Genomic DNA, 20,802 nt, shown 5'->3' with positions numbered 1-20,802 from the left:
CCGGTCGAGGTTGGCGATCGCGGTTCGCCGGTGGCGGGGCGGCCGGTGAGGCGTGGCGGCCGAGGTCAGAGGCCGGTCAGCTCGCGCGCCCGCAGCAGGACGGCGTCGAGCATCGCCGGGGTGAGCCGCCCGGTGAACGTGTTCTGCTGGCTCACGTGGAAGCACCCGAGCAGGGTGAGCATGCGCCCGGCGGGTCCGGTGAGCTCCACCTCGGCCCCGTGCCCGAACCGTGGGCGTGGCCGGGGCACGCGCCACCCCTGCTCCTCCAGGGTCGCCAGCAGCGCCTGCCACCCGAAGCCGCCCAGCACGACCACGACGTCGGGGTCGACCAGCTCCAGCTCCCGGCCGAGCCACGGCCCGCACCGCCGTCGCTCGTCCGGTGTCGGCAGGTTGGCCGGGGGAGCGCACCGCACCGGTGCCGTCATCCGCAGACCTGTGAGCGTCAGCCCGTCGCCGCGGTGGGTCGACGTGGGCTGCGACGCGAAGCCGGTGCGGTGCAGCGCCGCGAAGAGGAAGTCCCCGCTGCGGTCCCCGGTGAACATGCGCCCGGTGCGGTTCGCGCCGTGCGCCGCCGGCGCGAGCCCGACGACGAGCACCGGTGCGCGCTCGTCCCCGAACCCGGGTGCCGGGCGGGCCCAGTAGGTCTCGTCGCGGAACGCCGCCCGCTTCACGACGGCGACCTCCTCGCGCCAGGCGACCAGGCGTGGGCAGGCGCGGCACTCCACCACGAGGCGGTCGAGGTCGGCGACGGTCGACGCGTGGCGCCCGGACAGGGGGTACTCCGGGTCCGCGGTCGACGCGTGACTCATGGTGAGACGGTCGCAGACTGGTCCGAGCCCGTGGCCCCGGCCCCAGTTGCGGCCCCGACCCCGGCCGCCGCCACGGGCGCGCCGGCGCCGGAGGTCGCGCCCAGCCGCAGCTTGAGCGCGATGTACACCACCAGCAGCACGCCCATCGCCAGGACCGGCCACGGCGTCAGCACGGCCGCGAGGACCAGCAGCGCGAGGACCGGGATGCCCACGCGGCGGATCGGCGCGTCGTCCGACCGGACGTACATCGACCACAGGCTCAGCAGGTACGCCGCGAGGGGGACGGCGACGCTCAGGGCCGCCCCGGTCGCGCCGATCTCCCCGTGCCCGGTCGCGTGCTCCAGCGCGACCGCCAGCCCGGCGCCGACCGCCGCGACCGCGGCGAAGACGACGAGGTGGAGGTACGACCAGACGAACGCCGTCGGCAGGCGCCGGAGCATCCAGTCCTCCGGACGCTCGAAGTACACCCACCACATGGCGAACAGCACGAGCAGCCCGCCGCCGACGATCTGCAGGAGCGGTGCGGTGAACGCTCCCTCGTCGAGGACCGTCTGGATGGCGAGGGAGCCCGCGAGCACGGACTCGCCCAGCACGATGATCATGAACAGGCCGTACCGCTCGGCGATGTGGCCGGTGTGCCAGGACGTGCGCGCCGCCCGCTCCGCCCAGATCGGGACGCCCATCTCGCCCAGGGCCAGCAGGATCCACAGCGGTACGAGCGCTCGCTCGGGTGCGACGGCGGTGATGGTCAGCCACGCCGTCTGCAGCACGAGCAGCCCGATGACGAACCGTCGCCCGGCCGGGGCGCGCGGCCCGCCGCTGGCGGCGACGCGGAGCCACTCCGCGATCTGGGCGATGCGCATGATCGCGTAGCCGATGACGGCGACGTCGAAGTCCAGCCCCTCGACCGCGCGCGGGACGCCGGCCGCGAAGACGAGCGCGCCCCCCATCGTGACGAAGGTGGCGAGGCGGAACACGAGGTCGTCGGTGTCGAAGGAGGACGCGAACCAGGTGAAGTTGACCCAGGCCCAGTAGACGGCGAAGAACACCAGCGTGAAGCCGAGGACCGTCTCCGGTGCGTGCCCGTCGGCGATCCCGTGGTGCAGGCTCGCTGCCGCGAGGGCGACCGCGACGACGAACACGAGGTCGAAGAAGAGCTCGAGCGGCGTCGCGGCGCGGTGCGGCTCGTCCGGGTCGCGGCCGACCAGGGGGACGGCGAGGCGCACCCTGCCCCGACCGACCAGCGTGTCCACACTCATCCGCACTCCTCCTCCGGCTCGCCGCGCGACAGCGGGGCCATCAGACCACTGGCGTGCGACCGGCATCAACGACGGTCCGCGGGGCCCCCGGGTCGTCGTCGGAGCGGTCCGCCGCGCCACCCCGTGGGGACCGTCGCGACCGTCGACCGCACGACCGGCTCCGCGCACCACCACCGACGCCGGGCACCGGCGGGCACCCGCCCGGCCGCGCTACCACCCGGCCGCGCTACCGCGCGGACAGCACCGCGACCAGGAAGTCCGACCCCGGTCCGAAGGGGCGCAGGTCCCAGGTGGACAGCGTGACGTCGACCGCCAGCCCTGCCTGCGCCGCGTCGTCGAGGAAGGCGTCGAAGCCGTACCCGCGGCCGGCTCCGAACCCGGTGACCACCCGCCCGCCCGGCGCCAGATGGGCCGCCATCCGCCGCAGGACCTCGACCTCCGTGCCCGGTGCCAGGAACGTCAGGACGTTGCCCGCGCAGACGATCGCGTCGAACGGCTCCGGGACGCCGCGGGCGGGCAGGTCGAGCTCGGCCAGGTCCCCGACGAGCCACGTCGGTCCGGGGTGGTCGGTCTGCGCCGCCTCGACCAGGACCGGGTCGACGTCCACGCCGACCACGGTGTGCCCGCGCGCGGCGAGCTCGGCCCCGACCCGTCCCGGGCCGCAGCCGGCGTCCAGCACGCGGGAGCCTCGCGCGACCATGGCGTCGACCAGACGCGCCTCGCCGGCCAGGTCGGCGCCGCGCGCGGCCATCTGCCGGAACCGCTGCACGTACCAGTGCGAGTGGTCCGGGTTCGCCCGGACCTGCAGCTCCCAGCGGGACGGCGCCCGGCCGGCGTCGCTCCCGGGCCCGCCGGCCGGGCGGCCCGAGCGGTCGCTCACCGCGACTGCAGCGCGTCGAGGGCCACGGCCATCGCCGCCGCGACCCGCCCGTCGAGCACGCCGCCCGGCACCGTGACGACGTAGCGGTCGCGCAGGGCCCGGCGTCGTTCGGACGACATGACGACCGCCCCGGTCCCGCGGTCGGCGAAGTCGAAGTGGAACAGGAACGGGGACGGCAGGTCGTTGAGGACGGGCAGCAGCTCCCACCCCCGGCGCAGCAGGGCGATGGTCGCGTCCCGCTCCTGCCCGACGGCGTCCACCCCGGCGGACTGCAGGTGCCACGTCGAGCGCAGCAGCGACTGCGCGAAGTCCTTGCGGAACTCCCCGAGGGGGTTCCCGCGGGCGTCGGTCACGTCGTACGTCGCGCCGAGGTCCATCCGCTGCCGCGCGCGGAACGAGAACACCGGGGTGCGGCGGTCCTCGTCGGTGTAGAAGGTCACCTGCTCCTTGAACGCCATCCGCTTCTGCTGCGCGACGGCGAGCACGGCGCCGGGGCGGCCCTCGGCGTCCAGCTCTCGGATCTGGTAGCGGTTGACCATCATCGTGATCTTCTGGTCGACGGCGAACCGCTCGATCCCGATCAGGCTCTGCTCGCTCACGGTGGTCCCCTCGATGTCCGACGACGTCCTGCGCCCAGGCTGCCACGTCCCGGCGCGCGCACGGCCGGCGGCGGAGGACGAGCCGGACGAACGCCTCGCGGGTGTGGGTGGCGGGGAGTAGACAGGGAGGCGCGTCAACGACGACGCACCGCCTCCACAAGGGGTCACCAGTGACATCACACCGTTCCGCCCTGGCCACCGTGGCCGCCACCACCCTCGTCCTCGGTCTCGCCGGCACCGCGCCCTCCGTCGCGCAGACCCGCACGGCCGACGGACCCGACCCGACCGCCACCTACACCAACCCGGTGAGCGCCGATTTCGCCGACACCTTCGCCGACCCGGCCGTGATCCGCGGCAAGGACGGCTGGTGGTACGCCTACGGCACCACCGATCCGCTACGGGAGGGCGAGGGCACCCGACACCTGCTCCCGATCTCGCGCTCGGACGACCTCGTCGACTGGGAGTACGTCGGGGACGCCTTCACCGAGGCGACCATCCCGGCGTGGGCCGACACCGCCAACAGGGCCGCCCTGTGGGCGCCGGACATCCGCTACGTCGACGGCGAGTACCGGCTCTACTACGTCGTCACCGAGACCGGCACGAACCCGGAGCGCAACGACAACGCGATCGGCGTCGCCACCGCGCCCACGCCGACGGGACCCTGGACGGACTCGGGCGACGCCGTGGTGGACCCGCGCCGTGTGGCGGCGGACAACTACCTGTGGACGTTCGACCCGCACCACGTGATGACGGAGGACGGGACCCAGTACCTGTTCTTCGGCTCGTACTACGGCGGCCTGTGGGTCACCGAGCTCGACGAGACCGGCACGGAGGCGGTGGGGCCGGCGACCCAGGTCGCGATCGACAACAAGTTCGAGGGCTCCTACGTCGTGCAGCACGACGGCTGGTGGTACCTGTTCGCCTCGACGGCCAACTGCTGCGCCGGTCCGACGACGGGCTACAGCGTCCACGTCGGCCGGTCGCAGGACGTCCGCGGGCCGTACGTCGACCGCGACGGCGTCCCCCTCGACCAGTCGCGCGCGGGCGGCACGCCGACCCTGTACCAGAACGGCAACGCGTTCATCGGCGCCGGGCACAACGCGGTGGTCACCGACCTCGCCGGTCAGGACTGGATCGTCTACCACGCCCTCGACCGCGCCGACCCGTACCTCGACGACCCGTTCGGCATCAACGAGCGGCCCATGCTGATCGACCGCCTGGACTGGGTCGACGGCTGGCCGAGCGTCAACGCCGGCGCGGGCCCGTCCGAGGGGCCGCAGGTGGCCCCGGTGACGAGCGGGCGCGCCGTGACGACGTTCGACGACGACGCGCGCGCCTTCCGCGGCGACGGCGACTGGGACGACGAGGTCGACCCCCAGTCGGGTCGCTTCCAGGAGTCCGACGACGACGACGGCAACCTCCTCGTCACCCGCGCGGCCGCCCCGGCGGACGTCCGGGTCGAGGCGGACCTGCGTCAGGACGACGACGAGGACGGCGTCTACGGCCTCGTGGCCGCCTCCCGGTGGCAGGTGGACGGTCCCAAGCACCGCCAGGGCACCGGCACCGCCATCCAGGCGCTCGTCGATCCGGACGCCGGCACGCTGACCGTCCGGACCGTCGCGCGCGGCACGGTCACCGGCGAGGCGAGCGCAGAGCTCCCCGCCGGCCACACGGGCACCTGGCACAACCTCGCCCTGGAGGTGCGTGCCGGCGCTGCGCACGCCGAGCTGACCGAGGCCCGGCTGGGTGACCCGCTCGCGCACGTCGTGCTGGACCTGCCCGAGAGCACGCGCCTGAACGGTCAGGCGGGGGTGTACGCGGCCGACGAGGGTGTCGACGTCGACAACCTCTCCGTGGTCGGGCTCGCCGAGCCCGTCACCGCGGTCGAGCCGGCGCCCACGCCCGGGACCCTGGTGCCCGGTCTCAGCGACGAGTTCGACGCCGCGGCTCCCTCCGCCGGCTGGGAGGTCGTGCGCGACCCGGACGTCACCGTGTCCGGGGGCGAGCTCCGCTGGCAGGTGGAGACCGCGGACCTGGTCGGCACCGGCAACACCGCCGGGATCCTGCTGCGCGACGCGCCCGACGGCGACTGGACCGTGGAGACCAAGGTCTCCATCGACCTCGGACTGAACGAGATCCGCAACTTCCAGCAGGGCGGACTGGTCGCCTACGTCGACGACGACCTGTTCCTGCGCCTGTCGCACGTCGCGATTTGGAACACGCGGCAGACCGAGTTCGGCAAGGAGATGCCGTTCGCCGACGGGCTGTCCTACGGCGGGACGATCATCGGCCCGCCCGGGGAGGTCACCACCTACCTGCGTCTCGTGCACCGCACCGATGCCTCGGGCGAGCACGAGCTGCAGGCGTTCACCCGCGCGGAGGGGTCGTCGACCTGGGTCGAGGGTGGCGTCTGGACGCTGCCCGCGGACTCCGACCTCCGGATCGGCCTCATCTCGCACGGCCGCAACCCCGCCGAGGGCGGCGCGCCGGCGACGTCCCGGTTCGACTGGTTCCGCGTCTACCAGGACTGAGGTGTCCGGACCGGTCACCGGAGCCCCGCCGGGCTCCGGTGGCCGGGCCCGGCGCCCACCCCGGCGCCCACCCCGGCGCCCACCCCGGCGCCCACCCCGGCGGCCGCCCCGACGGCCGCGCCGCCCGGCGAGGCCGCCCGTTGGTCACGGCTCGATGACGGATCCGCGGCCCAGCCTGTCTAGACATGCCGGAACCCGACAAAAGGTGTACGAACGAGGAGCAAGGTTTGCAGGTCGGTCTGCCCCGGACCGCTACAGCGTGCCGGGCAGCGTCACGAGGAGCTCAATGATGAGTACCGCAGTTCGCTCTGGTGCGTCCCGGCGCCGTCGGTTCGTGCTGGGAACGATGTCCGTCGTGGCGGGCCTCGCGCTCGCCGCCTGCGGGGGCGGCGCGAGCCCCGAGGAAGCGGCGCAGGGTGGAGGTGCCGCCGAGGCCCCCGAGTTCACCGGCGAGTACGACGGCCCCGAGGTCACCCTGTCCTACTGGAACGGCTTCACCGGTGGTGACGGACCGTTCATGACCCAGATGGTCGACGACTTCATGGCCGAGCACCCGAACATCAAGGTCGAGTCCAACACGGTCCAGTGGGCGGAGTTCTACCAGCGCGTCCCCGCCGCGGTGAACGCGGGTGAGGGTCCCGACGTCGGGATCATGCACCTGACGCAGATCGCCACCAACGCCGCGCGCAACGTGATCGTGCCGCTCGACGACCTGGCCGAGAACCTGGAGCTCAGCGCCGACGACTTCACCGAGGAGGTCTGGGACGCCAGCGTCTACAACGACCAGCGCTACGGCATCCCGCTCGACGTGCACTCCCTGGCGATGTACTACAACCAGGACCACTTCACCGCGGCGGGCATCACGGAGGCCCCGACCGACCTCGCCTCGCTCGAGGAGGCGATCCCCAAGCTGCAGGCCGCCGGCTACGCCACCCCCCTGTGGATGCCGCAGCGGTGGCCCGCGCACCTGATCTACCTGTCGCTGCTGTGGCAGAACGGTGGCGAGCCGTACGCCGAGGAGGGCGACGAGGCGCTCTACAACTCCGCGGAGGGTGTGGAGGCCATGGAGTTCATGCGGGGCGCCGTGGACCAGGGGTGGAGCCCGAGCAACGTGGACCCGGACGCGGAGTACGTCGCGTTCAAGAACGGCGAGGTGTCGATCCACTTCAACGGGATCTGGCAGATCAACGACCTCGAGGCCACCGAGGGGCTCAACTACGGCATCGCGGCCTTCCCGACGATCGGTGAGGAGGACGCGGTGTGGGCCGACTCCCACAACTTCTTCATCACCAAGCAGGCGACCGACGACGAGAACAAGTACGCCGCCGCGCAGGTCTTCGTCGCGTGGATCAGCGAGCAGTCCGGCGAGTGGGCCGGCTCGGGCATGATCCCCGCCCGCCAGTCCGTGCGTGACTCCGGTGCCCTCGAGGGCCTGCCGCAGGCCGTCATCGCCGAGAAGATCGACACCATGCGGTTCCTGCCGCCGATCCCCGGCGTCCCGACGGTGCAGGGCGAGGCCTTGGAGCCGGCGATCTCCGAGGCGGTGCTCGGCAACGCCGAGCCCGAGGCTGCCATGACGACGGCCGCCGAGCAGGCCAGCGAGCTGATGAAGCGCAACCTCGAGAGCTTCGGAGGCTGACATGACCACGACGACGTCCGCCGCGGCGCCCGCCGCATCGAAGGCGGCCACCCGCCGAGGGGCGCCGCGGCGCGGCGTCGCCAACCACGGGCGGCTGACACCGTGGCTGTTCCTGGCGCCGTACCTCGTCCTGTTCCTGACATTCGTGATCGCCCCGGTGATCCTCGGCGGCTGGATCAGCCTGCACCAGTGGGACTACACGCTCCCCGGCAAGCCGTTCGTCGGCCTGCAGAACTACCAGGACCTGTTCGACCCGAGCTCGATCACGTTCGGCACGTTCTGGAACTCGATGCAGGCGACCGCGATCTTCACGCTGGCGAGCGTCCCGCTGCTGCTGGTCGTGCCGCTCATGGTGGCCCTGGTGATGAACCAGAAGTTCCCCGGCCGCAACCTGTTCCGTGCCGCCTACTTCGCGCCCTACGTCCTCGGCGTCGCCGTGGTCGCGGTGCTGTGGCGGTACCTGCTCGACCGGAACATCGGCCTCATCAACACCTACCTGGGGAACCTCGGGCTGCCGGACGACATCCCCTGGCTCAGCTCCGTCCCGGAGGCGTGGGTCGCGCTGGTCGGCGTCACGGTGTGGTGGACCCTCGGGTACAACGCGGTGATCTACCTCGCCGGCCTGCAGGACATCCCGCGCGAGCTGTACGAGGCCGCCACGGTGGACGGCGCCAACAAGTGGCAGCAGTTCTGGAACGTCACGTTCCCGGGCCTGCGACCGGTGCTGAGCTTCATCACGATGATCACGATCATCGCCTCGGCCAACATGTTTGGGCAGGCCTACCTGATGACCACGGGTGGCCCCGGACGCGAGACGCGCACGGCGATCTACGAGATCACCCAGACCGGCCTGCGCAACTTCCAGATGGGCTCCGCAGCGGCGATGAGCTACGTGCTGACGCTCTTCCTGATGCTGCTGAGCGTCGTGGTGTTCTGGCTGTTCCGCGAGAGGAAGGCGTGACATGAGCACGACCGTGGAACGCCCGCAGAACCCCCGTCGGGCGTCGGGTGGGGCCGGCCCCAAGCCGGTCACCTCGTCGTCCGGAGCCGGTCTGGCCGCCGGGCAGAGCACGGGCCGCACCGTGCTGCGCTACGTGGTGCTGACGGTCCTGGCGCTCATCTTCATCAGCCCGCTGGTGTTCATGATCCTGACGTCGTTCAAGACCTCGAACGACGCCGGGGCCGTCGGTGCCTCGTGGATCCCGAGCCCGTTCACCACCCAGGCCTACGAGTCGATCCTGTCGGCGTCGGGCACCCCGGTGCTGCGGTGGTTCGCCAACAGCATGATCGCCGCGCTGGGCAACGCGCTGCTGGTCGTGATCACGTCGTCGCTCGCGGCGTACGCGCTGGCCCGCATGCAGTTCCGCGGTCAGCGGCTGGTGTTCGCGGCGATCATCGCGACGCTGTTCGTCCCGCCGGTCATCCTGATCATCCCGAACTACCTCATCGTCGGGGAGCTGCGGTGGCTGAACACGCTGCTCGCGGTGATCGTGCCGACGGCGGCGTCGGCGTTCGGGGTGTTCTTCCTGCGGCAGTTCTTCCTCGGCATCCCGCTGGAGCTCGAGGAGGCCGCTCGCCTGGACGGCGCCAGCCCGTGGGGCATCTTCTGGCGGGTCGTCCTGCCGCTGTCCCGGCCCGCGCTGGCCACGCTCGCTCTGCTGTCGCTCCTGACGAACTGGAACGACTTCCTGTGGCCGGTGTACGTGCTGTTCGGGCCTGACGCCCAGACGCTGCCCGCCGGCCTGTCCACGCTGCAGTCGGCGAACAACGTCCGCTACGACCTGCTGATGGCCGGTGCGGTCATCGCCAGCGTCCCGGTGCTGATCCTGTTCGTCTTCCTGCAGCGGTTCATCATCGAGGGCGTCTCCCGCTCGGGCCTGAAGGGCTGACGGGTGCGGCTCCGATCGGCCGCCGCCTCGCGCGGCGGGCCGGTCGCCGCCGCGGTCGTCGCCACCGCACTGCTCCTCGGGGCGTGCGGTGGCGGCGACGCGCCGGCGTCCGACCCCGACCCCGCCTCGACCTCCGCGCCGTCGGACGACTCACCGAACCCGGTGGTGGCCGACGACTTCCCCGACCCCGACGTGCTCGAGGTCGACGGCGTCTACTACGCGTACGCGACCGAGGGGAACCTGCGCAACGTCCGGGTGGCCCGCTCCGACGACCTCGTCGAGTGGGAGACGCTGCCGGACGCGCTCCCGGACCTGCCGTCCTGGGTGATCCCGGGCAAGACGTGGGCGCCGGAGGTCGCCGAGATCGCGGCCGGGCAGTACGTCCTGTACTTCACCGCGACGAACGTCGAGCCCACGTTCCAGTGCATCGGGACGGCCACCGCGACCTCTCCGGAAGGGCCCTTCACCGTCGTCGGCGAGGGCATGCTGGTGTGCCCGCCCGACGAGGGCGGGGCGATCGACGCGGCCACGTTCGCCGACGCCGACGGCACCCGGTACCTGCTGTGGAAGAACGACGGCAACTGCTGCGGCCTGGACACGTGGATCCAGATCGCGCCGCTGGCGCCCGACGGCCTCTCGCTGGCCGGACCCCCCACCCGGCTCGTCCAGCAGGACCAGGAGTGGGAGGGGAACCTCGTCGAGGCGCCGACGCTGGTCCTGCGGGACGGGGTCTACACGCTGCTGTACTCGGCGAACGACTACGGCGGTGCGAGCTACGCGATCGGCCGGGCCACCGCCACCTCCGTGCTCGGTCCGTACACCAAGGACGAGGAGCCGTTCCTCACCACGAGCGACGCACCGGACTACGTGGGGCCGGGCGGGCAGGACGTCGTCGTCGGTCCGGACGGCGAGGACCTGCTGGTGTTCCACTCCTGGTACCTCGAGGAGACGTACCGCGGGATGAACGTCCTGCCGCTGGAGTGGCAGGACGGCGTGCCCGGCGTCGTCGTGGACTGAGCGCCCGACCGGCGCTCAGGCCGGGCGCGCGTACGCCAGGCGCCGTGCCGCGACGGCCGTCGCGACGTCCTCCTCGATGAGGTCGGTGTTGATCGCCACGCCGGCCTGGTACCCCTGCCCGGCTGCGACGACCACCTGGGCCGTGGGGTCGGTGACGTTGCCCGCCGCCCACACCCCGGCCACGGACGTCCGGCCGGACGGGTCGATCTCGGGCAGGTCGGTCACCGGGCCGTCCACGAACGCGGCGCCCAGCTCGCGCAGCAGCCCGTCGTGGGTCCTCGTGCCGGTCGCAGCGCCGACGAAGACCACGTCGCACGGCACGACCGTGCCGTCCACGAGCTCGACCCCGACCAGCCGCTCTCCCTCGGTGACGATGCGGCTGACCTCGCCGTCGACCACGTCGATGTCCCGGGCGGCGAGCTGCTCCAGGTCCTCGTCGGTGAGGGCGTCGAGCGTGTGCCGCAGCAGCAGCACGTGCGGCGACCACTGCCGGACCACCTGCGCGTAGTGCACGGACACCGGCCCGCGCCCCAGCACGGCGACCGGTCGGTCGCGCACCTCGTAGCCGTGGCAGTACGGGCAGTGCAGGACGTCGCGGCCCCACCGCTCGGCGACCCCGTCGAGCGTGGGAGGCGCGTCGTGCAGCCCGGTCGCCAGCAGCACCCGCCGTGCCCGCAGGTCCCCGACGTCGGGGACCTCCGCGACGAGGTCCTCGCCGTCGCGCCGGACGCGCGCCACCTCCCCGGGTACCAGGCGCACGCCGTAGCGGGCTACCTCCTCGCGGCCGATCGCCAGCAGGTCCTCCGGCGGGAGCCCGTCCCGCGACAGGTAGCCGTACATGGTGGTGGCTGCGGCGTTGCGCGGCCGTCCCGAGTCGACGACGACGACGTCGCGTCGCGCCCGCCCGAGCACCAGGGCGGCGCTGAGCCCGGCCGGGCCGGCGCCGATGATGAGCACGTCCGCCGTCGTCGTCATGCCCTCCACAGTGCGGTCGGGCGACCCGGGCGACAACTCGGGGGACGACGGAGGCCGCCCGCACCTGGGGTCGGTGCGGGCGGCCTCGTGTCGGACCGGCGGTCGGGCCGGCGCTCGGCCGGCCCCGGCTCAGGAGGCGGCGAGGATGTCCACGACGAAGACGAGGGTCGAGTTGGCGGGGATGGAGCCCTGCTCCGCCTCGCCGTAGCCGAGCGCCGGCGGGATGACCAGCAGCACCTGGCTGCCGACCGGCTGCCCGACCAGGCCCTGGTCCCAGCCCGCGATGACGGCGCCGGTGCCGAGCGCCGTGGTGAACGCCGAGCCCTTGTCCCACGAGGAGTCGAACGGCGTGCCGTCCCACAGCCATCCGCTGTAGTGGAAGGTGACGTTCTGGCCCGACTGGACCGCCGGTCCGGTGCCGGTGATGAGCGGCTGCACGACGAGCTCGGTCGGCGCGTCACCGGCGACCGGCTCGATGCTCGGCGCCCCGTTCTCGGCGAGCGTCACCTTCGGCAGGCCCTCGGGCGGCGTGACCGCGGTGCCCTCGGCGCGGGTCGGCACGGACTTCGCGTCGACGATGTCGATCGCCATGAGCGTCGAGGCCTCCGCGCCGGGTGCCGCGAACAGCAGGCGCGCGCCGACGGACTGCCCGGTGAGGGCGTCGGTGAGGGCACCGAAGACCTGCGGGTCGCCGAGGGTCAGCGACGTCGGGGTCGCGCCGTACGTCGTGCCCAGCGTGCTCCCGTCGGCACCGTTGACCTGCAGGACGTTCATGGACAGCATCTGGCCGTCCTCGAGCGTGGCACCGGTCCCGGGCGTCACGACGCGCGCGACCGCGGCGGACACGCTGAACGGCTGGTCGAAGGTCAGCGTGGGCTCGGCCCCCTGCTCGCCCTCGACGGTGACGGCCTCGAGCGCGGCGACGTCCTCAGCGGTGGGTTCCGCCTCGGCGGAGGCGGCCGCGTCGCTCGCGCTCGGGGAGGGCGTGGACGCGGCACCGGAGTCACCGTCGGACCCGGCGCACCCGGCGAGGAGCAGCAGGGACGCCACGGCGGCGGAGGCGGTGACGGTGGCAAGTCGTCGCAAGATCGGGCCCTTCACGAGGTGGATCGGTCGGCGCGCGATGGCACGCGGAGGCGCAGAGAGCGCCCGGCTGTCGTCGACACGGTACGCCCCGAACCTGAGGGTCCGCCCGGAGCCCTGCGCCCGGAGCCCTGCGGCCTCACGGCCGGGACCGCTCCGGTGGTGGGTCCGGCGACCGCGCGGTCCACTGGAGGCATGAGCGATCAGACGACCCCCCAGGACCCGACCGAGCAGTTCAACCCGGGCGAGCACCCCGAGCAGAAGATCGCCCACCCCGGGCTGACCTCCGACATGCCCGAGCAGCCCGACCACGGCGAGGACAGCTACCGCGGGAACGGGCGTCTCGAGGGCAAGCGCGCCCTCATCACCGGTGGTGACTCCGGCATCGGCCGTGCCGTCGCCATCGCCTTCGCGCGCGAGGGTGCGGACGTCGCGATCTCCTACCTCCCGGACGAGGAGGAGGACGCGCAGACCACCGCGGCGCTGATCCGCGACGCCGGCCGCAAGGCCCTCACGCTCCCCGGGGACATCCGCGAGGAGTCGGTGTGCACCGGCCTGGTCGCGTCCACCGTCAGCGAGCTCGGCGGCCTGGACGTCCTGGTCAACAACGCGGCGTACCAGATGGGCCAGCCGGGCGGCCTGCTCGACATCTCCACCGAGCAGATGGACCGCGTCTTCAAGACGAACCTGTACGCGATTTTCTGGATCACCAAGGCGGCTCTGCCCCACTTGCAGCCCGGGTCCGCGATCATCAACACGACGTCCATCCAGGCGTACGACCCCAGCGTCGCGCTGCTCGACTACGCCAGCACCAAGGCCGCCATCCTCAACTTCACCCGCGGCCTGTCCCAGCAGGTGGCCGAGCAGGGCATCCGGGTCAACGCCGTCGCCCCGGGCCCGATCTGGACGCCGCTCATCCCGGCGACCATGCCCGAGGAGAAGGTCAAGTCCTTCGGCACGGACACGCCCATGGGCCGCGCCGGCCAGCCGGCCGAGCTCGCCCCGCTCTACGTGTTCTTCGCGTCGCAGGAGTCCAGCTACGTGACCGGTGACGTGCTCGGCGCCACCGGCGGTGAGCTCCTCTCCTGACCACCGCAGCCGTCCCGCCCGCCGCCGTCCCGCCCGACGCCGGCCCGGCAGCGCCCGGGCCGGCGTCCGGGTCGGCGACTGCGGACGCCGCCGGGCGGGCGACGACGGGGGCGACGTCCGCGACGACTCGCACGACGGTCGACGGCGACCACCTCGGGCACGGCCTTCAGGTCCGGCACCTGACGACGATGGGGCTCGGCTCGGCGATCGGGGCGCGCCTGTTCCTCGGCACCGGCGCCGGCATCGCGACCGCGGCCCGGCGATCCTCGTCTCCTACGCGGTCGCCGGGGTGCTCGTCGTCCTGGTCATGCGGATGCTCGCCGAGACGGCCGCCGCGATCCCGTCGAGCGGGTCGTCCTCCACCTACGCGGAGGACGGCATCGGCCGCTGGGCCGGGTTCACGGTCGGCCGGGTCCTCGGCCTGGTCGTCCTGATGGCGACCGACGACGCCGCGCGGGCGCAGCTCGCCGCGACGGCCGGTCTGGTGGCCGTCGTGGCGGGGATCCACCTGGTCCAGTCGCGGGCCGTGCGGCGTGCCCGCCCGCCCGTACGCTCACCGGGCCGTCCATGAGCGGCGCACGAGCACGCACCGCCGCCGCGCCGCCGCCCGCACCGCCGTCCTCCCCCTCGAAGGGAATCCCATGACCCCGTCCCGTCCGGCCCGCTTCGGCATGGTGGGCAGCGGCTTCCGTGCGCACTTCTTCCAGCGCCTGGCGCGGGACCTGCCGGACCGCTTCGCGCTGACCGGCGTGGTCAGCCGGACCGCGGAGCGCCGAGCCGAGGTGGAGCAGGACTGGGAGGTGCCGGCGGTCGGCTCCGTGGCCGAGCTGCTCGCCGGAGACCGGCCCGACTTCGTGCTGCTGTCCGTCCCGTGGGACGTGGCGCCGGTCGTGCTGGGCGAGCTCGTGGCCGCGGGCATGCCGTCGATCACCGAGACGCCGCCGGCCCCGGACGTCCCCGGCCTGCGGGCCCTGTGGGCGGACGTCGGCGCGTCCGGGCTCGTGCAGGTGGCCGAGCACAGCCCGTTCATGCCCGCCCACGCCGCGCGGATCGAGATGGTCCGGCGAGGTCACCTGGGACGGCCCACGTCCGTGCAGGTCTCCTCCACGCACCAGTACCACGCGGTCGGCCTCGTCCGGGCCCTGCTGGGGGTCGGGTTCGACGAGGTCGAGGTGTCCGCGAAGGAGTTCGTCGCGCCCCTGGTGAACCCGCTCTCGCGCGCCGGCTGGACCGACGACGACGAGCCGCACGACGCGACGACGACGCTCGCGACCCTGGACTTCGGCGACGGTCGCAGCGCGCTGTACGACCTCACCGACAACCAGTCCCGCAACCGGCTGCGCGGCAACCGGCTCGTGGTGCGCGGCAGCCACGGCGAGCTGATCGACGACCGCCTCATGCGGCTGACCGGCCCGCGCACCATCGTCGAGTCGCACCTGATCCGTCGCCAGACCGGCGTCGAGCAGGATCTGCCCGGCTTCGACCTCGAGCACCTGAGCCTGGACGGCCAGGTGCTGTACCGGAACCCGTTCGAGGGAGCACGGCTGGGGGACGACGACATCGCGGGCGCGTCGCTGCTGGCCGGGATGGCCGCGTGGGTCGGTGGCGGCGCGCCGCCGTACCCGCTCGCCGAGGGGTGCCAGGACCACCTGGTCGGGCGGGCGATCGTGGAGTCGGCGGCGACCGGCCGGACGGTCCGCACCGCCGTCGAGCCCTGGGGTCGCTGAGGAGGGCACCCGGCGCGGCCGGTGCCGCCACCCCCGAGAGGCGGGCCGAGATGCCGCGCCGCCGCACGGGTGCCACTGTGACGCCATGACGCGCTTCGGGTACACCCTGATGACCGAGCAGAGCAGCCCGCGGCGGCTGGTGGACTACGCGATCGACGCGGAGCGGCTGGGCTTCGACTTCGAGGTCTGCAGCGACCACTACTTCCCCTGGCTCGACAGCCAGGGGCACGCGGGCTACGCCTGGGCCACGCTCGGCGCCGTCGCCTACGCGACCTCGCGCGTCGAGCTCATGACGTACGTGACCTGCCCCACGCTCCGCTACCACCCGGCCGTCGTCGCGCAGAAGGCCGCGACGCTGGGCGTCCTGTCCGAGGGCCGCTTCCTGCTCGGCCTCGGCGCCGGCGAGAACCTCAACGAGCACGTCGTGGGCGAGCGGTGGCCCGCGGTCGGTGAGCGCCACGACATGCTCGAGGAGGCCGTGGAGATCATCCGCGAGCTGCTGTCCGGCGAGCGGCTGACCTACGACGGCGTCCACTTCCGGGTGGACTCCGCCCGGATCTGGGACCTGCCGCCGGAGAGGGTGCAGGTCGCGATGGCCGTCTCCGGCCCGCAGTCCATCTCCCGGTTCTCCCCGTGGGCCGACCACCTCGTCGCCGTGGAGCCCGACGCCGAGGCGATCGCGCACTGGGACAGCGAGCGGCGCCGGGCCGACCTGCCGGCCGGGCGGAAGATCGGCCAGGTGCCGATCTCCTGGGACACCGACGAGGCCGCCGCCGTCGCCCGGGCGCACGACCAGTTCCGCTGGTTCGCGGGCGGCTGGAAGGTCAACGCGGACCTGCCGACCACCGAGGCGTTCGCGTCCGCCAGCCAGTTCGTGCGTCCCGAGGACGTCGCCGAGCAGATCGCCTGCGGCCCGGACCTCGACGCGATCGTGGAGTCGGTCAAGCCCTACTGGGAGGCCGGGTTCACCGACATCGCGCTCGTCCAGGTCGGCGACGACAAGCAGCAGGAGTTCCTCGACACCGCTGCCGGTCCGCTGCTGGAGCGGCTGCGCGCCGCGGCTCCGTCGGGAGACTGACGGCGGCTCACCCGGGACGGTCGTCGACAGGCCCGTCGGGGGTGACGTGGGCCCCGCCGGACGGCTGCGTCGAACCGGCGGACGTCCACCACGCGCCGACGCCGGCGTCGCACAGCAGGCGCGCGATGGTCGGGGCGTCGGCCGTCCAGTGCCGGGACGTCAGGAGCGGCGGACCGCTGCCGGTCACCCCTCGGGGGTGCCGTCGCCGTCCGTCTGGTGCGACACCTCGAACCACACGGTCTTGAGGCCGTCGACCCCGCGGGCGGGCTCGGTGCCCCACCGCGTCGACAGGTCGTTGACGAACCGGATCCCGCGCCCGCCGGTCTCGGTGGGATCGGGGTCCTTGAGGATCGGCATCTTGCGCGCGCGGTCCTTGACCTCCACCCGGGTCACCTCCGGGGTGACGTCGATGCGGAGCAGCAGCGGCGGGGCGGCGTGCGCGACGGCGTTCGTGACCACCTCGCTGACCAGCAGGACGAGGAGGTCGCGCGTGTCCGGCTCGAGGCCGGCGGCCTCGAACTTCTCACGCGCCCAGCGGCGGGCGGGTGCCACGGAGGACAGCTCGGCCTCGATGGGCCTCTGGTCCTGCATGTGAGCCAGCCTCCGGGGGTCGCGGGTCGGGCACGGTTTGGTCGCGAATCGGTGGTGGTCGGTCCGCGGTGCTCGTCCACCGTCCGGCATGGGGCCGGGCTCGGCAACTCGGCGCCCGGGCCGGGCGGGGGTGCACGGCTGCGTGCCGGACGCCACCGGGCCGACGGCGGCAGGTCTGGGATGATCGGGATCATGCCCAGCTCGTCCACCCACTCCTCGACGTCCGCCCCGTCCCGCGGCACGCGCACGCCGAAGGACCTGCGCCGCTGGCGCCAGTACCTCGCCGACGAGCGGGCGGAGGCGGCCGTCTACCGGGACCTGGCGAGCCGGCGGACCGGGGAGGAGCGCGCGATCCTGCTCGCCCTGGCCGAGGCGGAGGGCCGGCACGCGACGCACTGGCTCGAGCTGCTCGGGCCGGACGTCGGACGACCGCGCCGCGGGGACTGGCGGACCCGGACGCTGGCGCTGCTCGCCCGGCGCTTCGGGTCGGTGTTCGTCCTGGCGCTGGCGCAGCGGGCGGAGGCGCGCTCGCAGTACGCGACCGAGGCCGACGCCACGCCCACGATGGCCGCGGACGAGCAGATCCACGAGGAGGTCGTGCGCGGGCTGGCCATCCGCGGGCGCAACCGCATCTCCGGCACCTTCCGGGCGGCGGTGTTCGGTGCCAACGACGGCCTGGTGAGCAATCTCGCGCTGGTGCTCGGGGTCGGTGCGAGCGGGGTCGCGGAGCGGACGGTGCTGGTCACCGGCATCGCCGGCCTGCTCGCCGGGGCGCTGTCGATGGCGGCCGGGGAGTTCGTCTCGGTGCGCTCCCAGCGCGAGCTGCTCGCCGCCTCGACGCCGGACCCCCGCGCCCGTGAGGCGCTGCCGCACCTCGACGTGGACGCCAACGAGCTCGCGCTGGTCTACCGGGCCCGTGGCATGACCGCCGAGGAGGCAGACCTGCATGCGCGGGAGGTGCTGGACGGCCTCGACGCCGGTCACGCCGCGGCGCACCTCGACCGGCTCCCCGGGTCTGCCGGTGCCGCCGGTGGCGTGCCCGTCGGCGCCGCGCCGGGTGCGGCCGGTGACCGCGGGGACGAGGTCGACGAGCACGAGGCGATCGGCTCCGCCGTCGGTGCCGCGGCGTCGAGCTTCTGCTTCTTCGCGTCCGGGGCGCTGGTCCCGGTGCTGCCGTACCTGCTCGGTCTGCACGGCCTGGCGGCCGTCGCGGTGGCGGCCGTGCTGGTGGGGCTGGCACTGCTGGCCACGGGCGCCACCGTCGGCATCCTGTCCGGCGGTCCGCCGCTGCGCCGGGCGCTGCGCCAGCTCGCCATCGGCTTCGGCGCGGCGGCCGTCACCTACGTCCTCGGCCTGCTGTTCGGCACCACGGTCGCCTGACCGGTCCTCGGCGCGCGTGGCGCCGGGGCGCGGGGTACACCTGTCGCATGACCAGCCCCGGCGCGACCCCGTCCACGCCCGCCTCGGGCGAGCCCTCGGACGACGGGTCCGGCGTGCACGCGGGCGCCGGTGCCGTCCTGTTCGACATCGACGGGACGCTGGTCGACTCCAACTTCCTGCACGTGCACGCGTGGACGCAGGCGTTCGCGGACGCCGGGCACCCGGTGGACGCCTGGCGCACGCAGCGGGCGATCGGGATGGGCTCGGCCCAGCTCCTCTCCGAGCTGCTCGGCGACGACGCCGACCGGCTGGAGGACGAGGTGAAGCAGGGGCACACCGATCGCTACGCGCAGATGACGCCGCTGCTGCGGGCGTTCGGCGGCGCGCGGGACCTGGTCCAGGCGGTCTCCGACCGGGGCGCCGTCGTCGTGCTGGCCACCTCCGCCCCGCCGGACGAGCTCGAGCGGCTGCGTGCGGTGCTGGACCTGGACGACACGCTCGACGCGATCACGGGCGCCGAGGACGTCGAGGCGGCCAAGCCCGAGCCGGACCTCGTGCAGGTCGCGCTGGAGAAGGCGGGGTGCCCGGCGGCGTCCTCGGTGTTCGTCGGGGACTCGCGCTGGGACGTCGTCGCCGCGGCGCGTGCCGGCGTGCCCTGCGTGGGGCTGCTCTCCGGCGGCACCAGCGCCGCGGACCTCACCGAGGCCGGCGCGGTCGCCGTCTACGACGACGTCGCGGCTCTCCTGGCGGACCTGGACGCGAGCCCGCTCGCCGTCACGTGGCGGGGGTCGACCGCGTGACCTCGCGGGGGCCCGCCCCGGAGCGCCGCACCAGCAGGCGGTTGACGACGTAGAGGCCGACCCCGATCGCCAGCAGCACCCCGGCGCGCAGGTACTCCGCGCCGTCGCGCCCGGTCAGCGGGCTGGCCAGGACGAGGGACGCCACGGCGCCGAGCACCGGGGCCCACGTCGGCGCCCGGAAGGAGGGCCGGTCCTCGCGCCGGGCGTCCGCGGGCTCGCGCCGCAGGACCAGGACGGACACGTTGACGCACGCGAAGACCAGCAGGAGCAGGAGCACCGTGGTGTCGGCGAGCCCGCTGAGGTCCCCGGTCGAGACCAGGGTGAACGCGAGGGCGACCGTGAACGCGATCGCCACGAACGGCGTCTGCCGCCCCCGGTGCACCCGTCCCAGCACGCGCGGGACGATGCCCTCCCGCGCCATCCCGTACACCAGGCGCGACGCCATGATCATGTTGATGAGCGCCGTGTTCGACACCGCCAGCAGCGCGATGAGCGCGAACAGCGACGGCGGGAACGCCAGCCCGGCGACCTTGACCACCTCGAGCAGCGGACCGGTCGACTCCTGCAGCACCTCGGTCTCGACGAGCATCGTGGACGTGAAGGCGACCGCCAGGTAGATCGCCGCGGCGATCGCCAGCCCGCCGAACAGCGCCCGCGGGAAGTCGCGCGCCGGCTCGTGGCACTCCTCGGCGAGGTTGACCGAGTCCTCGAACCCCAGCAGCGCGTAGAACGCGAGCGAGGTCCCGCCGAGCACCCCGACCCACCCTGTCGCCGGGTCGATCTCCAGCGCCCGGCCCGGCTCGCCGTCGCCGGTGATCACCGACCACACGCCGATGACGATGATGACGAGCAGCCCGGTCGCCTCGATCGCGGTCAGCACGACGTTGACCTTGACGGACTCGCTGATGCCGATGAGGTTCACCACCGTGACCAGGGCGAGGAAGACGTACGCCGCCAGCAGGGTCGGCACGCTGACGAACTCCGCCAGGTAGTCCCCGCCGAACGCGCGCGCGGCCGCGCTGGCGGACGTGATGCCGGACATCATCACGGTGAAGGCGACCATGAACGTGACGAAGGGCCGCTTGAACGCGCGGTTGGCGTAGAGCGCGGCGCCGGCCGCGAGCGGGTACCGCCCCACGAGCTCGGCGTAGGCGGTCGCGGTGAGGCCGGCCAGCACGAACGCGAGCAGGAACGGCAGCCACAGCGCACCGCCGACCTCGCCGGCCACCTTGCCGGTGAGGGAGTAGATGCCCGCCCCGAGGATGTCCCCGACGACGAAGAGCAGGAGCACCTTGCGCCCGATCGACCGCCGGAGGGTGCCGCCCTCCGCCGCGGGGCCGTGCTGCACGTCGGAGGTCATGGCACGCCCTTCGCCGGTGGGACCGTCGCTCGCAGTCTGGCGCTGCGGGACCACGGTCGCGCGGTGAGCGCGGGCCGACCTGTGAGATGCCGCACA

General features: G+C 73.5%; 20 protein-coding genes. 11 read left to right on the top strand and 9 right to left on the bottom strand.

The window, feature by feature from the left end; all coding sequences use genetic code 11:
* Positions 1-65: 65 nt before the first annotated feature.
* The 4 genes from CAE01nite_RS00540 to CAE01nite_RS00525 form a co-directional block, all read right to left on the bottom strand.
* Positions 66-809, bottom strand: coding sequence for a uracil-DNA glycosylase (locus CAE01nite_RS00540; RefSeq protein ID WP_146898481.1), 744 nt, complete (start codon positions 807-809; stop codon positions 66-68).
* A complete protein-coding gene (locus CAE01nite_RS00535; RefSeq protein WP_186816352.1) occupies positions 806-2,068 on the bottom strand; it encodes a low temperature requirement protein A in 1,263 nt (420 codons plus the stop codon). The genes CAE01nite_RS00540 and CAE01nite_RS00535 overlap by 4 nt, the downstream gene beginning before the upstream one ends.
* 226 nt (positions 2,069-2,294) lie before the next feature.
* Positions 2,295-2,948, bottom strand: a complete 654-nt coding sequence (locus tag CAE01nite_RS00530) for a class I SAM-dependent methyltransferase (RefSeq protein WP_246130911.1) — start codon at positions 2,946-2,948, stop codon at positions 2,295-2,297.
* Positions 2,945-3,547, bottom strand: coding sequence for an LURP-one-related family protein (locus CAE01nite_RS00525; protein WP_222595779.1), 603 nt, complete (start codon positions 3,545-3,547; stop codon positions 2,945-2,947). Before CAE01nite_RS00525 ends, CAE01nite_RS00530 begins: the two co-directional genes overlap by 4 nt.
* A 170-nt stretch (positions 3,548-3,717) precedes the next feature.
* Here CAE01nite_RS00525 and CAE01nite_RS00520 point away from each other — a divergent pair, with 170 nt between their 5' ends.
* From CAE01nite_RS00520 to CAE01nite_RS00500, 5 genes are all read left to right on the top strand, one after another.
* Complete coding sequence (locus CAE01nite_RS00520) at positions 3,718-6,078, top strand: glycoside hydrolase family 43 protein (RefSeq protein WP_222595778.1); 2,361 nt, start codon at positions 3,718-3,720, stop codon at positions 6,076-6,078.
* A gap of 346 nt (positions 6,079-6,424) precedes the next feature.
* Entirely contained in the window at positions 6,425-7,717 is a 1,293-nt protein-coding gene (locus tag CAE01nite_RS00515) for an ABC transporter substrate-binding protein (RefSeq protein ID WP_186816351.1), read from the top strand.
* 1 nt (position 7,718) lies between these two features.
* Positions 7,719-8,678 carry a carbohydrate ABC transporter permease gene (locus CAE01nite_RS00510; RefSeq protein WP_146898476.1) on the top strand — a complete coding sequence of 320 codons (960 nt, stop codon included), beginning with the start codon at positions 7,719-7,721 and terminating at the stop codon, positions 8,676-8,678.
* Between the two features lies 1 nt (position 8,679).
* Positions 8,680-9,606 (top strand): carbohydrate ABC transporter permease, encoded by a 927-nt coding sequence (locus CAE01nite_RS00505; RefSeq protein ID WP_146898474.1) that lies wholly within the window; start codon positions 8,680-8,682, stop codon positions 9,604-9,606.
* Between the two features lie 3 nt (positions 9,607-9,609).
* Positions 9,610-10,623: a glycoside hydrolase family 43 protein gene (locus CAE01nite_RS00500; protein WP_146898472.1), complete on the top strand. Its 1,014-nt coding sequence runs from the start codon at positions 9,610-9,612 to the stop codon at positions 10,621-10,623.
* 15 nt (positions 10,624-10,638) lie between these two features.
* Here CAE01nite_RS00500 and CAE01nite_RS00495 read toward each other — a convergent pair whose 3' ends face one another.
* Together CAE01nite_RS00495 and CAE01nite_RS00490 are read right to left on the bottom strand one after the other, a co-directional pair.
* Positions 10,639-11,598 (bottom strand): NAD(P)/FAD-dependent oxidoreductase, encoded by a 960-nt coding sequence (locus tag CAE01nite_RS00495; protein WP_146898470.1) that lies wholly within the window; start codon positions 11,596-11,598, stop codon positions 10,639-10,641.
* 129 nt (positions 11,599-11,727) lie between these two features.
* The gene (locus CAE01nite_RS00490) at positions 11,728-12,684 is read right to left on the bottom strand and encodes an FKBP-type peptidyl-prolyl cis-trans isomerase (protein ID WP_146898468.1); all 957 of its coding nucleotides are present in this window, start codon (positions 12,682-12,684) and stop codon (positions 11,728-11,730) included.
* A gap of 192 nt (positions 12,685-12,876) precedes the next feature.
* On the opposite strand from CAE01nite_RS00490, the gene CAE01nite_RS00485 reads away from it, so the two are divergent.
* The 4 genes from CAE01nite_RS00485 (at position 12,877) to CAE01nite_RS00470 (ending at position 16,575) form a co-directional block, all read left to right on the top strand.
* Positions 12,877-13,770, top strand: coding sequence for an SDR family oxidoreductase (locus tag CAE01nite_RS00485; RefSeq protein WP_146898467.1), 894 nt, complete (start codon positions 12,877-12,879; stop codon positions 13,768-13,770).
* A gap of 289 nt (positions 13,771-14,059) precedes the next feature.
* Positions 14,060-14,341 carry a hypothetical protein gene (locus CAE01nite_RS18890; protein ID WP_371862877.1) on the top strand — a complete coding sequence of 94 codons (282 nt, stop codon included), beginning with the start codon at positions 14,060-14,062 and terminating at the stop codon, positions 14,339-14,341.
* 70 nt (positions 14,342-14,411) lie between these two features.
* The gene (locus tag CAE01nite_RS00475; RefSeq protein ID WP_146898465.1) at positions 14,412-15,497 is read left to right on the top strand and encodes a Gfo/Idh/MocA family protein; all 1,086 of its coding nucleotides are present in this window, start codon (positions 14,412-14,414) and stop codon (positions 15,495-15,497) included.
* Between the two features lie 85 nt (positions 15,498-15,582).
* Entirely contained in the window at positions 15,583-16,575 is a 993-nt protein-coding gene (locus tag CAE01nite_RS00470; protein ID WP_146898463.1) for a TIGR03557 family F420-dependent LLM class oxidoreductase, read from the top strand.
* A gap of 7 nt (positions 16,576-16,582) precedes the next feature.
* Here CAE01nite_RS00470 and CAE01nite_RS00465 read toward each other — a convergent pair whose 3' ends face one another.
* A complete protein-coding gene (locus CAE01nite_RS00465) occupies positions 16,583-16,762 on the bottom strand; it encodes a hypothetical protein (RefSeq protein ID WP_146898461.1) in 180 nt (59 codons plus the stop codon).
* Positions 16,759-17,166, bottom strand: coding sequence for an ATP-binding protein (locus tag CAE01nite_RS00460; RefSeq protein ID WP_146898459.1), 408 nt, complete (start codon positions 17,164-17,166; stop codon positions 16,759-16,761). Before CAE01nite_RS00460 ends, CAE01nite_RS00465 begins: the two co-directional genes overlap by 4 nt.
* Positions 17,167-17,358: 192 nt before the next feature.
* Between CAE01nite_RS00460 and CAE01nite_RS00455 the strand changes: the two genes are divergently transcribed.
* A complete protein-coding gene (locus CAE01nite_RS00455; RefSeq protein WP_146898457.1) occupies positions 17,359-18,546 on the top strand; it encodes a VIT1/CCC1 transporter family protein in 1,188 nt (395 codons plus the stop codon).
* A 47-nt stretch (positions 18,547-18,593) separates the two neighbouring features.
* On the top strand, positions 18,594-19,346 hold the full coding sequence (locus tag CAE01nite_RS00450) for an HAD family hydrolase (RefSeq protein WP_146898455.1): 753 nt from the start codon (positions 18,594-18,596) through the stop codon (positions 19,344-19,346).
* On the opposite strand, the gene CAE01nite_RS00445 is transcribed toward CAE01nite_RS00450, so the two are convergent.
* A complete protein-coding gene (locus CAE01nite_RS00445) occupies positions 19,321-20,706 on the bottom strand; it encodes an APC family permease (protein WP_146898453.1) in 1,386 nt (461 codons plus the stop codon). The genes CAE01nite_RS00450 and CAE01nite_RS00445 overlap by 26 nt on opposite strands.
* Positions 20,707-20,802 lie beyond the last annotated feature (96 nt).

The organism is Cellulomonas aerilata (genome assembly GCF_007991755.1).
GTDB lineage: Bacteria > Actinomycetota > Actinomycetes > Actinomycetales > Cellulomonadaceae > Pengzhenrongella > Pengzhenrongella aerilata.
This window is presented reverse-complemented; position numbering and strand designations above follow the sequence as displayed.

What these genes read in the sequence shown, in the direction of transcription:
- CAE01nite_RS00540 (WP_146898481.1), bottom strand. Translation starts at nt 809, where the DNA reads ATGAGTCACGCGTCGACCGCGGACCCGGAGTACCCCCTGTCCGGGCGC.
- CAE01nite_RS00535 (WP_186816352.1), bottom strand. Translation starts at nt 2,068, where the DNA reads ATGAGTGTGGACACGCTGGTCGGTCGGGGCAGGGTGCGCCTCGCCGTC.
- CAE01nite_RS00515 (WP_186816351.1), top strand. Translation starts at nt 6,425, where the DNA reads ATGTCCGTCGTGGCGGGCCTCGCGCTCGCCGCCTGCGGGGGCGGCGCG.
- CAE01nite_RS00510 (WP_146898476.1), top strand. Translation starts at nt 7,719, where the DNA reads ATGACCACGACGACGTCCGCCGCGGCGCCCGCCGCATCGAAGGCGGCC.
- CAE01nite_RS00505 (WP_146898474.1), top strand. Translation starts at nt 8,680, where the DNA reads ATGAGCACGACCGTGGAACGCCCGCAGAACCCCCGTCGGGCGTCGGGT.
- CAE01nite_RS00495 (WP_146898470.1), bottom strand. Translation starts at nt 11,598, where the DNA reads ATGACGACGACGGCGGACGTGCTCATCATCGGCGCCGGCCCGGCCGGG.
- CAE01nite_RS00485 (WP_146898467.1), top strand. Translation starts at nt 12,877, where the DNA reads ATGAGCGATCAGACGACCCCCCAGGACCCGACCGAGCAGTTCAACCCG.
- CAE01nite_RS00475 (WP_146898465.1), top strand. Translation starts at nt 14,412, where the DNA reads ATGACCCCGTCCCGTCCGGCCCGCTTCGGCATGGTGGGCAGCGGCTTC.
- CAE01nite_RS00470 (WP_146898463.1), top strand. Translation starts at nt 15,583, where the DNA reads ATGACGCGCTTCGGGTACACCCTGATGACCGAGCAGAGCAGCCCGCGG.
- CAE01nite_RS00460 (WP_146898459.1), bottom strand. Translation starts at nt 17,166, where the DNA reads ATGCAGGACCAGAGGCCCATCGAGGCCGAGCTGTCCTCCGTGGCACCC.
- CAE01nite_RS00455 (WP_146898457.1), top strand. Translation starts at nt 17,359, where the DNA reads ATGCCCAGCTCGTCCACCCACTCCTCGACGTCCGCCCCGTCCCGCGGC.
- CAE01nite_RS00450 (WP_146898455.1), top strand. Translation starts at nt 18,594, where the DNA reads ATGACCAGCCCCGGCGCGACCCCGTCCACGCCCGCCTCGGGCGAGCCC.
- CAE01nite_RS00445 (WP_146898453.1), bottom strand. Translation starts at nt 20,706, where the DNA reads ATGACCTCCGACGTGCAGCACGGCCCCGCGGCGGAGGGCGGCACCCTC.